At 44.0% G+C, this 13,405-nt stretch carries 12 protein-coding genes; 4 read left to right on the top strand and 8 right to left on the bottom strand.

What is annotated here, in order from left to right; translation table 11 throughout:
* Window positions 1-2 precede the first annotated feature (2 nt).
* The 3 genes from rpsA to trmD form a co-directional block, all read right to left on the bottom strand.
* Window positions 3-1,844: a 30S ribosomal protein S1 gene (rpsA, locus tag D8S85_RS01760; protein WP_394345041.1), complete on the bottom strand. Its 1,842-nt coding sequence runs from the start codon at window positions 1,842-1,844 to the stop codon at window positions 3-5.
* A 178-nt stretch (window positions 1,845-2,022) separates the two neighbouring features.
* Complete coding sequence (locus tag D8S85_RS01755; RefSeq protein ID WP_106624522.1) at window positions 2,023-3,033, bottom strand: DUF4114 domain-containing protein; 1,011 nt, start codon at window positions 3,031-3,033, stop codon at window positions 2,023-2,025.
* 170 nt (window positions 3,034-3,203) lie between these two features.
* A complete protein-coding gene (gene trmD / locus D8S85_RS01750) occupies window positions 3,204-3,881 on the bottom strand; it encodes a tRNA (guanosine(37)-N1)-methyltransferase TrmD (protein WP_106624521.1) in 678 nt (225 codons plus the stop codon).
* A gap of 458 nt (window positions 3,882-4,339) precedes the next feature.
* Between trmD and D8S85_RS01745 the strand changes: the two genes are divergently transcribed.
* Both D8S85_RS01745 and hydF read left to right on the top strand, forming a co-directional pair.
* Complete coding sequence (locus D8S85_RS01745; RefSeq protein ID WP_106624519.1) at window positions 4,340-5,491, top strand: sigma-54-dependent transcriptional regulator; 1,152 nt, start codon at window positions 4,340-4,342, stop codon at window positions 5,489-5,491.
* A 182-nt stretch (window positions 5,492-5,673) separates the two neighbouring features.
* Entirely contained in the window at window positions 5,674-6,864 is a 1,191-nt protein-coding gene (gene hydF / locus D8S85_RS01740; protein WP_106624518.1) for a [FeFe] hydrogenase H-cluster maturation GTPase HydF, read from the top strand.
* A gap of 118 nt (window positions 6,865-6,982) precedes the next feature.
* On the opposite strand, the gene D8S85_RS01735 is transcribed toward hydF, so the two are convergent.
* The 5 genes from D8S85_RS01735 to D8S85_RS01715 form a co-directional block, all read right to left on the bottom strand.
* A complete protein-coding gene (locus tag D8S85_RS01735; protein WP_127074746.1) occupies window positions 6,983-7,882 on the bottom strand; it encodes a porin family protein in 900 nt (299 codons plus the stop codon).
* Between the two features lie 54 nt (window positions 7,883-7,936).
* Entirely contained in the window at window positions 7,937-8,851 is a 915-nt protein-coding gene (locus D8S85_RS01730; RefSeq protein WP_127074745.1) for an anti-sigma factor family protein, read from the bottom strand.
* A gap of 12 nt (window positions 8,852-8,863) precedes the next feature.
* A complete protein-coding gene (locus tag D8S85_RS01725; protein ID WP_106624515.1) occupies window positions 8,864-9,349 on the bottom strand; it encodes an RNA polymerase sigma factor in 486 nt (161 codons plus the stop codon).
* Window positions 9,342-10,553: a hypothetical protein gene (locus D8S85_RS01720; protein ID WP_106624514.1), complete on the bottom strand. Its 1,212-nt coding sequence runs from the start codon at window positions 10,551-10,553 to the stop codon at window positions 9,342-9,344. The genes D8S85_RS01725 and D8S85_RS01720 overlap by 8 nt, the downstream gene beginning before the upstream one ends.
* Window positions 10,554-10,696: 143 nt before the next feature.
* On the bottom strand, window positions 10,697-11,629 hold the full coding sequence (locus D8S85_RS01715; protein ID WP_106624513.1) for a YitT family protein: 933 nt from the start codon (window positions 11,627-11,629) through the stop codon (window positions 10,697-10,699).
* Between the two features lie 184 nt (window positions 11,630-11,813).
* Between D8S85_RS01715 and D8S85_RS01710 the strand changes: the two genes are divergently transcribed.
* On the top strand, window positions 11,814-12,398 hold the full coding sequence (locus D8S85_RS01710; protein WP_106624512.1) for a TetR/AcrR family transcriptional regulator: 585 nt from the start codon (window positions 11,814-11,816) through the stop codon (window positions 12,396-12,398).
* A 22-nt stretch (window positions 12,399-12,420) separates the two neighbouring features.
* On the top strand, window positions 12,421-13,374 hold the full coding sequence (locus D8S85_RS01705; protein ID WP_228423315.1) for a 3-oxoacyl-ACP synthase III family protein: 954 nt from the start codon (window positions 12,421-12,423) through the stop codon (window positions 13,372-13,374).
* The last annotated feature ends 31 nt before the right edge of the window (window positions 13,375-13,405 follow it).

The raw sequence follows: 13,405 nt of genomic DNA, 5'->3' as shown, positions 1-13,405 counted from the left end.
AATTAATTGTTCTTTTCGCCTTCTCCTTTAGCTTCCATTTGATCTTTCAAAGCAGCCAACTCGGTGATGTCACCCAAAGTTGTCTTTTCCAATTTCTCTTTTACTTTCTTCACTGCTTTTTTAGTAGCGCTAGCTTCATCTTTCTTCTTGGCATTGTCGGCAGCCTTTTGCTCATCTTCGAAAATACGAGAGTGAGAAAGAATGATTCTCTTGGCACCCTTGTTGAATTCGATCACCTTGAACGGTAATTTCTCGTCAACTTTAGCTTGAGTTCCGTCTTCTTTTACCAAGTGGCGAGGAGTAGCAAATCCTTCTACGCCGTAAGGTAACGCAATGACAGCACCCTTGTCAAAGATTTCAGTGATCGTTCCTTCGTGGATAGAATCAACGGTGAAGATCGTTTCGAACACATCCCAAGGATTCTCTTCCAATTGTTTGTGACCCAAGCTCAATCTTCTGTTTTCCTTGTCGATTTCAAGAACTACAACATCGATCTCGGCACCGATTTGAGTGAATTCTGCCGGGTGTTTTACTTTCTTCGTCCAAGACAAGTCAGAGATGTGGATCAATCCGTCAACTCCTTCTTCGATCTCAACGAACACACCGAAGTTCGTGAAGTTACGCACGATAGCTTTGTGTTTCGTACCAACAGCATATTTCTCCTCGATATTTTGCCACGGGTCGTTCTTCAATTGTTTGATACCCAAAGACATCTTTCTTTCGTCGCGATCCAAGGTAAGAACAACAGCCTCTACCTCGTCTCCCACTTTCATAAAGTCTTGAGCTGAACGCAAGTGTTGAGACCATGACATTTCGGATACGTGGATCAAACCTTCTACACCCGGAGCAATCTCAACGAAAGCACCGTAGTCAGCCATAACCACTACTTTACCCTTCACGCGGTCACCCACCTTCAAGTCTGCGCTCAAAGCATCCCACGGGTGCGGAGTCAATTGTTTCAAACCAAGAGCGATACGTTTCTTCTCGTCATCGAAGTCAAGAATAACAACGTTCAACTTCTGATCCAACTCAACGATTTCATTCGGATGATTTACGCGGCCCCAAGAAAGGTCGGTAATGTGGATCAATCCGTCTACGCCACCCAAGTCAATGAATACTCCGTAAGAGGTGATATTTTTAACAGTACCTTCAAGTACTTGTCCTTTTTCCAATTTAGAGATGATATCTTTCTTCTGTTGTTCCAACTCAGCCTCGATAAGAGCTTTGTGAGATACAACAACATTCTTGAATTCTTGGTTGATCTTAACCACTTTGAATTCCATGGTCTTACCAACATAGATATCGTAATCACGAATCGGCTTAACATCGATTTGAGAACCCGGTAAGAATGCCTCGATACCGAATACATCAACGATCATACCGCCCTTCGTGCGACATTTAACGTAACCCTTGATAATTTCGTCGTTCTCCAACGCTGCATTAACGCGATCCCAGCTACGTAAAGCTCTTGCTTTCTTGTGAGAAAGAGTCAATTGACCTTTCTTGTCTTCTTGAGTCTCAACGTAAACTTCTACTTTATCTCCCACTTTCAATTCCGGATCGTAACGGAATTCGTTCAATGAAATGATACCGTCTGACTTGTAACCGATGTTTACAACGACTTCTCTCTTGTTCATTGAGATAACAGTACCTTCAACCACTTCTTTCTCTACTACAGATGAAAGCGTCTCGGCATATCTGTTAGCCAATTCTTCTTTTTCTGATGCGGGGATTACATCATCATTTGCATAAGCTTCCCAGTCAAAATTCTCGTCAGCCTCTGCGCTTGTGGTTGCCACGGGAGCAACATTCTTGGTTTCTTCTTGTGCAAGTTCTGCTTGCATTTCTTTTTGTTCTTCTGCCATAATAAATAATAAATGCTTATCTCCTAATAAATTAGACATTATGTTTTTATAACACGGGCGCAAAAGTACAAATAAATATCAACCTGCCAAACAAAATGTGCTGAAAAATAACGGGAAAAGGCATAAAAAAACGGGGAAAACACCCCGTTTTAACACGCTATTGTAGATTCACGTTATACAACGAATTCGGACAATACAACAATCCATCTTTCCCCATCGGTATCCCTTCGCCTATAGCATCATAAAAACCTTCTTTAGGTATTCGGAAAATAGAAATATCCCCTGTTTTCATGTAGCTATCGAAATCATAAATATCGAATATACTCACCAACTCTTGTGGATACAGGAACCAATCAAGACCACAACGTTCTCCCTTCTTGTTGCAATAGGTATATTCATCATAGATTCTAGTGAATATCAAGCCATAAGGTCTTCCTTCTTGATTTAGGCATACCGGATTATTCGTAATAGCATACAATCTTGTCCCGCCATCCACTTCAATAAACCAATTCACGGCACATCTAAGGTCATTACTCTGTTTGGCCAACTCTTTCCGATACGTATATTTACCGTTATTAATAATCACCTTTTCTTTGCCGGAAAAAGTATTGATAAACCCCTCTCTCCCCTCAAACAGATCTTTCCGACAATTCTCTGCCACGATAACCTCGTCCACGCTCGAAATATTACCATCCATTTTCTCAAATCCCAACTTAATTTTCTTAGAAGATCCTAAAGCAATTGGATGAACAGCCACCGTGTAGCTATTTTCCCGAATGCTCCAGTTCACGTGTATGATCAAATCGTTGTAGTCATAATCACCTTTTTGACTATCCTCAAAAACCACAACTTGCCAAGCATTTAACACGCCTTGATAATAATTATTCTCATTTTTGATATTTTCAATCGTGATCGGACTATTTTCAGAAGCCCGACTCAATTTAGACGCCCAGTAAGTAGGAACCGAAATTGTTGTTGAATAAGTACAAATGGCCAAGGTATCATCATATAACTTGACAATCGAGGCATACCCCTCCGGAACAATGACCTCCATATCCTCGTATGGTTTCAACAGATTCAAATCTACCTCCGGAGCCTTATACACGTCTTTATCTCCACATGATAAAAACAATGCTATGCAACTCAAAATATACATCACCTTTTTCATACACAAAGAATTATTTATTTTCACAAAGGTATGACTATTTATCCACACGACAAAGGAAATGTCATATTTTATATATTCTAAAATATACCTACATAGCAAATACAACAACTGCAACCCTACCCACTTAAAAATGCAAACAATAAAATATCACCACGCCAAGCTGTAATCATCTAGTCATCAAGCAAATCCGGACGTAAGGCCTTTGTCCGTTCCAAGGCTTGTTGTTCCTGCCACTCATCAATCAGGGCATGATTACCGGATAACAAAACTTCAGGCACCCGCCACCCGTTAAATTCGGCAGGACGCGTGTACACGGGTGGGGCCAACAGGTTGTCTTGAAAAGAATCAGTCAAAGCAGAGGTTTCATCCCCCATGGCTCCCGGCAACAGGCGCACGATGGCATCCGTCATGATACAAGCCGGTAATTCACCGCCCGTTAAGACGTAATCCCCCACGGATATTTCCCGGGTGACCAGATGTTCGCGCACCCGATGATCCACCCCCTTGTAGTGTCCGCAAAGAATCATGATATTTTCTTTCAATGACAATTCATTTGCCGTCTTTTGATTAAACACGGGAGCATCCGGAGCCGTATAGATAATCTCGTCATAATGCCGCTGGGAAGTCAACTCGTTGATGCAGTCAAAAATCGGCTGAACAGCCATCACCAACCCGGCATCTCCCCCGAAAGAATAGTCATCCACCTTCCGGTGTTTATCTTTCGACCAATCCCGAATGTTATGAATATGAATTTCCACGATCCCCTTTTCTTTTGCTCGTTTAATAATCGAGTGATTCAAAGGACTTTCCAATAATTCCGGTACTACACTTAATATATCGATACGCATGGTTAAACAATTGAAAATTGAAAACTGAAAATTGAATATGACCTTTCAAATTCGGCACAAAGATAGTAATTTATCATTGCATACATGAAAAAGTATTTTGCACATCCTTCATTTAATTAATCATCGGAAATAACTTCTACTGAAAACTAATGGAAATCCTACTGAAAAGCTATGGAAATAATCCCCCTTATTCGTTGCTCAGCCGTTGTTCAGCCGTTGCTCAAACGTTACGGGATGGTTCAGCTACGAGTAAACGTCGAATGCTCTCTGAGTATATGGTATTATTTGGGTTTATTTACGGCTTTATTTGAGTTAGAATTCAATAAGAAGAAGGGAGTATTGATTTGCTGTAAACTTGCCTATAAATTTCAATTGATGAATTCACCGAAGGCAATGACCCGATATTTCTTTTTCCGAATTATTTAGCTAAATTTGCGGTGAGAGAAAAAGAATGTTGTATGACGAAAATATTAGTGATTGATGATGAAAGAAGTATCCGTAATTCGATGAAGGATATTCTACAATACGAAGGATACGAAGTCGTGCTGGCTGAAAACGGAATGGAAGGACTTGTTTCCGTGAAGTCTGAAAAACCCGACGTTGTCTTCTGTGATATTAAGATGCCCAAAATGGAAGGTATCGAAGTACTGGAGCGTATCAAGGAATTCTCCGCGGACACCCCGGTAATCATGATTTCCGGTCACGGGACCATCGACACGGCCATCGAGGCTATCCGGAAAGGTGCATACGATTTTATCGAAAAACCGTTGGATTTGAATCGTATACTGATCACGATAAAGAACGCGACAGACAAGCACTTATTAATTCACGAGACGAAGACGTTGAAAAACAAGGTCAGCAAAAAATACGACATGATCGGAAATTCCGAGGCGTTAAACCATATACGGGCCATGATCGACAAGGTGGCCGTTTCCGATGCCCGAATATTGATCACCGGACCTAACGGTTCCGGAAAAGAGCTTGTCGCCCATCAGCTGCACGAATTAAGCCACCGAAAAGACAATGCCTTTGTCGAGGTGAACTGTGCTGCCATTCCCTCGGAACTGATCGAGAGCGAGTTGTTCGGACATGAAAAAGGGTCTTTCACCTCGGCCATCAAGCAAAAGAAAGGGAAGTTCGAACTTGCCAACGGGGGAACGCTTTTCCTGGACGAGATTGGCGACATGAGTCTCAATGCCCAAGCAAAAGTACTGAGAGCTTTACAGGAACAAAAGATCACCCGTGTGGGCGGGGATGTCGATATAAATGTAGATGTGCGGGTCATTGCCGCCACGAACAAGAATTTAAAAGAAGAGATCAAGAAAGGAAATTTCCGGGAAGACCTTTATCACCGGTTAAGCGTGATTATTATTGACGTACCTCCTTTAAGCCAACGCTTGGAAGACATTGATGATCTGGCCAATCACTTTTTGACGGAAGTATGCACGGAAATGGGCATCTCTCCAAAAACGCTATATCCCGATGCTATCGCCGCCTTAAAAGAATGCGAATGGACGGGTAATATCCGCGAACTGCGTAACGTCGTGGAACGATTGGTCATTCTTTGCGGTAACACCATCACCCGGGAAGACGTGAAAATGTATCGATGATAGGAAATTTAGAATGTAGAGTTTAGAATGTAGAATGGAAAAACGCGTAAAGTCGCTTCCATGTTCCGGTGCAGCATATCCTCCCCCTGTGCAAGGGAAAGTTAGAGGGGGTAGTCAAAGCGTCAGCCTTGTGCAGCCGGAATTCAAAATCTAAAATTCAAAATCTAAAATCAGTCAGCTTTATGGGAAAAGACAATAAATTACACATCATATTATTGGGACGGAGAAACAGCGGGAAAAGCTCGCTAATCAATGCCTTGACGGGTCAAGATATTGCTATCGTTTCGGATGTGGCCGGAACGACTACCGACCTGGTAAAAAGAAGTTATGAAATCCCGGATTTTGCATCCGTTATCTTTATTGACACGGCAGGCATTGACGACTCGGGTCCTTTAGGTGAAATGCGGGTGGAAAAAACCAGAAACGCTATATCTCAAGCCGACATGGCCCTGCTTGTGATCACGAATAACCATTTCGGGGAACACGAGCGACAACTTGCCGAACAATTAAAGAAATCGGAAATCCCGTTTCTGGTGATCCATAACAAACGGGACGAAGTCGCCTTGACTCCCGCTTTAAAGGAAAAACTGACAACAACCTACCACTGTCCGGTAATCGACTACTCCACACGGGAGGACAACACGGATCTAATTCTGGATGCCTTAAAAAGTACATGGAAAAAGGATAATGCCCCGAAATCATTAATCGGCGATTTACTTTCTCCCGGAGACATCGTGTTACTGATTACCCCGATCGATTCCGAAGCACCTGCCGGACGATTGATTTTGCCGCAAGTACAGATGATTCGGGATATACTCGACAATCATTGCACTTCGATCGTGCTGCAACCGGAAGAGATTGCTCCTTTTCTGGAGAAAACGGGTATCCGCCCTCGTCTGGCAATAACCGATAGCCAGGTATTCAAGAAAGTAGCAGCCCTCGTCCCCCCGGAGATTCCTCTCACGAGTTTCAGTATCGTTCTTGCCCGCCACAAAGGGAACTTTAAGGCTTATCTTGCCGGAACTCCCCGGATTGAAGAATTAAAAGAAGGCGATCGTATCCTTATGCTAGAGTCCTGTTCCCATCATGTTTCCTGCGAGGACATCGGACGCCACAAGATTCCCCGCTGGCTACAGGAATACACCGGGAAGAACTTTCAATTTGACTTTATTGCCGGCTTGGATGCCATCACCCGTCCCATCACCGACTACGCCATGGTCATTCAATGCGGGGGCTGCATGATCACCGGAAAGCAATTGAAAAACAGACTCCAGCCTGCCATTGATGCAGGGATACCTGTCAGCAACTATGGAATGACAATTGCTTACCTGCATGGAATATTCAGAAGGGCGATGAAAGTGTTTCAAGATTGAAGAGGAAACATCGCCCGGTAATCAACCCTCCCCCAGTGTAAGGGGGAGTTGGAGAGGGTAGTATTTTCTCTTCTGAAAGGACTTTTCCAGTACTATCGTAAACTTGCATATAAGTTCTTTAAATATTTATTCCAAACCCTACCGCAAAAGGTCTCAACTCCGGAGTCCGATTCGTGTTAAACATATTTGTCAACGAATAATTTCCCCAAATACACACGCCCCGGTAACCAACGCGCAACGTGTAATCTACCTTAAAAGGGACCATGCCGTAACTTCCGTTTTCTTTCAATTTACGTTTATTTCCTTTCTCACTCGTGTAGACAACCTTTGTTTTGGTATGCAAACGGATGCCTCCTACAAAACCGGTAGACACGTAAAATCTTTTCCAGCCAGGAGCCGGGAATTGCTTTTCCAGCATCAGGGGTATCGTTAAATAGAGCGTCTTGAATGTACTCCGCTTCACATCCGCAATCTCCCATTCTGACAACGGTACGGCATGCAGCATCTCGCCTTTTCCCCTGCGAATAGTAATATCTCCATCCAGACACATGCGGGAGTAGTCCAGGCCGAATCCCGTGAATATACCGAAACGCTGCCGGGGACTCAAACCAAAGCTAAACTTGGCAAAGTTAAAATGCATTGTAAACGAATTTGCCCAATCCAGCTCCATGAAGTGATCACCGCCATATTTGGAATAGTTTGTTTTCCCGAAATTTACAAACCCGAAATAAAACCCGTTCCAGTGTCCGCGAAATTTGTTCGGCCGGAGAGGCTTCTTGGATAATACCCTGACATCCCAAGGGTACTTGACCGGATGGTTAATCCTTTTCTCGCTGCTTTCTCGCACCGTGTTATCCCAAATTATCATTTCTGTTTCCTTGCTAATGGTGTCCGATGCCTGTTCTTTGGTGCGAACAGTATCTTTTCGCCAACCGTCGTTGACAATCACACTGTCTCGTTGTGCCGAAGCTGATAACCCACACACCATAAGCATGATAAAAGCAGCTATTATTCTCATGATCTTATCTTTAATTAATTTTTTTCTTACATGACGTTTAATTCCCTTAATTAGTTACAGGTTTTCCATGTCTTTTTTCTCTTTACTTCGAAAATGTTCCAGCACATTCTTTCCCGCATCAATCAAGTTATTCACGATATTATCAGACTTGCCCGATCGGGTGATCGATTGAAACACGGGTTCCTGTTGCTCTTTCTCCGACATCTGAAAGCGGAGTTCCTCGTACGGGGAAGTCAGGATCTCACTTGGCTGTGGAGCCATAATCACCACGGGAATTTTCAGATGTTTCTTCAATTGAATGACATCCGGTGGAATCACACGTTCCACAACTTCAACCGGTACTTTTCCCGGTTCCATCGGTCGTACGATGACACTTTCCGGTTCCTCGATTATTCCCGCTTCTCCGGTTTCATCCGGTTCTGACGCTTGCGGTAACGGGAGTGTTTCAGTTTTCACCACCGTCATAGGTATATCTTCCATAGAGAATTCTTCTTCCTGCGTGGTATAAATGGCAACCACGATAGCCAAAGCTACTACCGCGGCAATAGCCGCATAACGTTTAACAAGAAGTATCACCCCGGACTTACGGTACAACCCGGCTTTTCCTTCGAACCAAGATGCCGGATCAGATTTCACTTTGATCTTGGCATATACATCGACTTCCCGTTCAAATACTTTTTTATCGGTATTCTCGTCCACCCACGCCCGTTCTTCATCCGTGATAATCCCTTCGGTGGTAGCGATGGCATAATACTCCATTTCCCTTTCTCTCACCATTTGTTTGATCTGTTCTTTTTTGCGGAAAACTTCCGTGGAAACTTTCAGTCTCACCTCACTCATCCCGTCAAGCTGTTCCCGCAAATCGGGGTGAACTAACAAAAAAGCCTCCACCTCTGCCCGCTCCCTCTCCGCCAAATTCCCATCCATGTAATCCATGAAATAGATCTCGTAACTCTCTCTCGTTATCATATCTCCTCCCACTTAAATAATCACATCTAGCCTACAGATGTATGCTTTCATAAATGCTCTCGCCCGAAAGATGTACACTTTCACTTGCGATTCGTTCAACCCCGTGATCCCGGCTATCTCCTCGTAGGAATACGCCTCGTAGTCCCGCAGAAGAATCACCGTTTTCTGCACCGGGGGCAATTTCTCCAAAGCAACATCCAATATTTCTTGTAATCCAGTGTATCCCTCCCGCACATCCCCTACCCGGTCTGCCACGTTCTCGATGTCCCCGAACTTCGTTTCCCGCCGCAAGACATCAATCATCCTATGATATGCCGTGCTGAAAAGAAAAGACTTTGTCTTATCGTAGGCAATATGTTCCACTTCCTCCCAGAGTTTCATGAAACTATCCTGCACGACATCCTCCGCCATCTCTTTCGACTTGCACATTTTAAGGATAAAACGATAGACACAGTCAGAGAAATGGTCCACGGCCCGGTTATATTCGATTCTAGTCATTCTGTTTTCCCTTGGTCCATAGCTCAATCCGTTTCACGTCCCGCCAACGCACGTAAACAACTTCTCCCCCGGTCCGGAAGATCAGTATTCCATCATTCGTTGCCATCACGTCATACATTCCCCCCAACACCAGTTCTGTGTCTCCCGACAACTTGACCCACGTGTATTTATAGTTTTTAGGTTCTATTTCCCGCACATACTTGAAAGGTATACGGTAAGATATATTCCCGTTCTTCCCGTCCAGTAATTCAAAATCCATGGCCTCGTCGAGATCATACACCAGTATGCCCTCCAACGAACGCCCATCTCGTGTTTCCACTCTCCCGAACAGACGCTCGGGAGCCCCGAAATCATCGTAAACGGGAAGATTTAACTGATCGAGAGGAATCGTACGAAACGACTTAAAATCATGCCACCCCACGATCACCTGTCCAATGGAGGGCATATTGATAGCTATCCCCCGATTCGTGGCATTCACGTCGTTCTCTCCCCACATGCAAAGTTCCCTGCCACTATGAAGGGTTACCAAGGAAGAGTTACCCAACGACTTGATGCTCTCTATATTCTTGAAGGCTACTGAAACCCAAGTGGTTTCCGTCCTCCCGTCAAGTAATGATTCCTGTGAATTCTCATCTAAATCCCATTGAACAAGCCCCTTGTACATCCCGTAAGGCGTTTCCACGATACCCGCGATAGGACGGTCTTTCGGCTCGTTGATCGTGTCGGGAGCGGCGGAAAAAACGATTTCGCTGATATGTTCCCAAACCACGTTTTCAGTCTTCCCATTCCGAGGTTCCACGGCTATCCAACTACCGATAGCAAGCGACCGTCCCCGTTCGATTTCAATGACATTTCCTCCTTTCACGCCCAACTCAATCCGCTTATCACCAATCACTCGAATTGACCGGATATTCCCAAAACGACAAGAAAATTCATGATTTGGCGGAGTATCTCTCCGACCATCGCTAAAACGCACGTTGTCACCCATGATATTCCGATAGCACATATATGGGTTCCCGATTTTTCCCGCAGAAAAAATATCTGTCCAGTAAAGATTCTTTCCCCACGTGATGTACCCGCATATTTTACGATTCATCACGGTGGTCACTTCCCCGTAAATCCGTATCGTCCGACTCCCCTGTGCCGCCCCATTCGCCACACAAGAACAATAAATCAAGCATCCAACAATCCAAGTTTTTAACATACCACTATTTTGTTTATTCATGGGACGAATGAACGAGACGAAAAGTTACAAAACAATTTAAACTAAAATCCGGTTCAACAAAAGAGATTTCTCCATGTCAAACCGGATTTCCAATAAATCTATTTCGAAATACTATTCTTGACTCATTCTGCATCTAACCGCTTAAACCCTTTTCCAAGAATCTGGTTAGCATCGAATATCGTCACAAAAGCATTGGGGTCAATCTTATATATGGCCTGTTGCAAAGTTACCATCTGCCGACGATTAACCATCGTCATGATCATCTCCTTTTCCGCTCGATTGTACATACCTTGTATCGGTAAGATGGAACCACCGCGGTGCAAGTCATTCAATACATACATCCGAATCTCCTCGGCTTTATCGGAGATAATAAAGAAGCTTTTCTCTGCATTGACCCCTTGTAGGATTATATCAATTGTCTTCCCCATAAGGAAGATGGAAAGCCACGAATACATCGGCACCTTCCAATCTTGAAACATGAGGAAACCGAAGATCACGATACACGAATCGACCATCATCTGCAACTGTCCCAACGGACGGTGAGTCCACTTGTGAAGTATGTTCGAAAACACATCGGTTCCCCCGCTCGAAGCACGGGATTTCATGATCATACCCACACCGACACCCATGACAACACCGCCGAAAATACATGCCAACAATACCTCATCACCTAGTTTGAAAGGATCGAGAGTCACCATCGGGTCCGTAGGAATCGGCTCTCCCATCAACGTCAACAAGAGTGTGGGTAAACTATCCGAGAAAACAGCGACAAGGATGAAGCAAATAAATGTTTTCACCCCGAAGCCGGCTCCCAAAACCCGCAGGCCCAATAAACTCAACGGCAAATTGAAACACAAGGCAGCCATACCGATCGGGAATCCCCACTTATGTTGAAGAACGATCGTGATACCATAAATTCCCCCCGGAACAATTTTATAAGGCGCCATAAAACAACTATATCCTAGTGCTAGCACAAAAGCACCCCCGATGAGTAAGGCGTATGTCCGGAACCACTCACGGGTAAACGGTTTCTCTTTTAAAAGTATATTCACCATTGCATCTAATTTAAATTCGGCCGCGAATATACACCTCCCCTACCTCATGAAATATGACAAAAGTCATCTTTTCGAGGTAAAATATCTTAATCTTTTTTACACATTCGTGTTACCTGTGGCATTAATTTTGCTTGTACGAGAATATAAATTATAAATGCACACTTTTTTCAATTTGTGAAATTAAATGAGAACAACCTTACTGATTACGAAAGAAAAAATTGTTAGCGTGGCACAAAAATTGTTCATAGAAACAAGTTTTTATCGAACAACTATGAAGGATATTGCCCGTGCCGCTAAAGTCAGTCGGCGCACGCTATACACTCATTTTAACAGTAAGGAAGATATTTTTAATCACATCGTGGATCAAAAAATAGAATTAATCGAACAAAAACTTGAACAGGCAGTCAGAACGGCCTTGCCAGCCGACAAACGGTTGAAGTTATACATCAAGGAACGATTTAATTTAATTGCAGAGCTAATGGGCGGCAGTCAACCTATTAAGGAAACTTTTCTCCATAACAACAGTAAGATTGAAATACTACGAGAGAATATTGACAGGCAAGAAATAGAGCTTCTCTATTCAATCCTCCGGGACGGGACCGATGCGGGAATATTCTCGATCAAGCAACCTCGACGCCTGGCAAACTCGTTACAATCCGTTTTCAAAAGCCTGGAATTCGGTTTTATACGCCAGTACGAACATCAACCACGACCACAAGTGATTAACGAGTATATAAACATATTATTTCACGGAATTCTTAAGAAATAAACTAACACACACTACTTATTATATGGAATTGTATATTAACGCTTTCGCACATTATCTCCCGGAAAATCGGGTTCCAAACTCCTACTTCAAGGAAGTGAACGGTTTAGATGACGAGTGGATTCGCACCCGTACAGGAATAAGCACCCGAAGTAAGGCCGGCGAAAACGAGAACACGAATACCATGGCCCTGGAAGCCGTCAAGCGTTTAAATGAAAAACTACCCTTTCCCATAGAGGAAGTCGACTTGATCGTGGCCGCAACTTATTCACCTTACGACACGGTAGCCACGGCGGCACATACGATACAGCGCCATTTCAAGGCACGAGGAGCACACTGTCTCACCGTTTCGGCAGCCTGCTCCTCGTTTATCAACGCCATGGAAATTGTCGAAGGGTATTTTGCCATGAACAAGGCCACGAAAGCCATCGTTGTAGGCTCAGAGCACAACACGGAATACAGCAATGAAACTTGTCCGCAAAGTGGTCACCTGTGGGGTGACGGATCTGTGGCAATCGCCATTTCCACCATGCCGGAAGGAGAAAAAGCAGCTCGTATACTAAATATATTCACCCGCGGACTCGGACACATCGGCAAAGCAGACACTGCCGTTTACCTACGCCCACATCACGAGGGTATCGGCATGCCGGAAGGACGTGACGTGTTTATCAATGCCTGCCATTACATGATCGAGGGGTTAAATGCTGTAACGAACAGCCAAGGAATAAAACTGACGGACTTGAAATTCATTGCCTCTCACCAGGCCAACAAGCGAATCATGTCTACCGTTGCCCGTCAACTTGATTTCCCCGAAGATCACATGCTGTCGAACATCGAGGAAGTAGGTAACACGGGATGTCCCAGTTGTGCCATCACCTTATCGCAAAACCTTGACCGAGTTGATCATGGTGACCTCGTGGCACTCTCCGTGTTCGGAGGTGGGTACTCTTGCGGGGCTGTACTCTTGCAATTTTTATAAGCAAATACAGAATTTTTAAAAATGAATCCAA

Source organism: Butyricimonas faecalis, from assembly GCF_003991565.1.
In the GTDB taxonomy this organism is placed as follows: domain Bacteria; phylum Bacteroidota; class Bacteroidia; order Bacteroidales; family Marinifilaceae; genus Butyricimonas; species Butyricimonas faecalis.
This window is presented reverse-complemented; position numbering and strand designations above follow the sequence as displayed.

Excerpts from the sequence above, each read along its gene's own strand:
- rpsA (WP_394345041.1), bottom strand. The coding sequence starts at position 1,844 with ATGCAAGCAGAACTTGCACAAGAAGAAACCAAGAATGTTGCTCCCGTG.
- D8S85_RS01755 (WP_106624522.1), bottom strand. The coding sequence starts at position 3,033 with ATGAAAAAGGTGATGTATATTTTGAGTTGCATAGCATTGTTTTTATCA.
- trmD (WP_106624521.1), bottom strand. The coding sequence starts at position 3,881 with ATGCGTATCGATATATTAAGTGTAGTACCGGAATTATTGGAAAGTCCT.
- D8S85_RS01745 (WP_106624519.1), top strand. The coding sequence starts at position 4,340 with ATGACGAAAATATTAGTGATTGATGATGAAAGAAGTATCCGTAATTCG.
- hydF (WP_106624518.1), top strand. The coding sequence starts at position 5,674 with ATGGGAAAAGACAATAAATTACACATCATATTATTGGGACGGAGAAAC.
- D8S85_RS01735 (WP_127074746.1), bottom strand. The coding sequence starts at position 7,882 with ATGAGAATAATAGCTGCTTTTATCATGCTTATGGTGTGTGGGTTATCA.
- D8S85_RS01730 (WP_127074745.1), bottom strand. The coding sequence starts at position 8,851 with ATGATAACGAGAGAGAGTTACGAGATCTATTTCATGGATTACATGGAT.
- D8S85_RS01725 (WP_106624515.1), bottom strand. The coding sequence starts at position 9,349 with ATGACTAGAATCGAATATAACCGGGCCGTGGACCATTTCTCTGACTGT.
- D8S85_RS01720 (WP_106624514.1), bottom strand. The coding sequence starts at position 10,553 with ATGTTAAAAACTTGGATTGTTGGATGCTTGATTTATTGTTCTTGTGTG.
- D8S85_RS01715 (WP_106624513.1), bottom strand. The coding sequence starts at position 11,629 with ATGGTGAATATACTTTTAAAAGAGAAACCGTTTACCCGTGAGTGGTTC.
- D8S85_RS01710 (WP_106624512.1), top strand. The coding sequence starts at position 11,814 with ATGAGAACAACCTTACTGATTACGAAAGAAAAAATTGTTAGCGTGGCA.
- D8S85_RS01705 (WP_228423315.1), top strand. The coding sequence starts at position 12,421 with ATGGAATTGTATATTAACGCTTTCGCACATTATCTCCCGGAAAATCGG.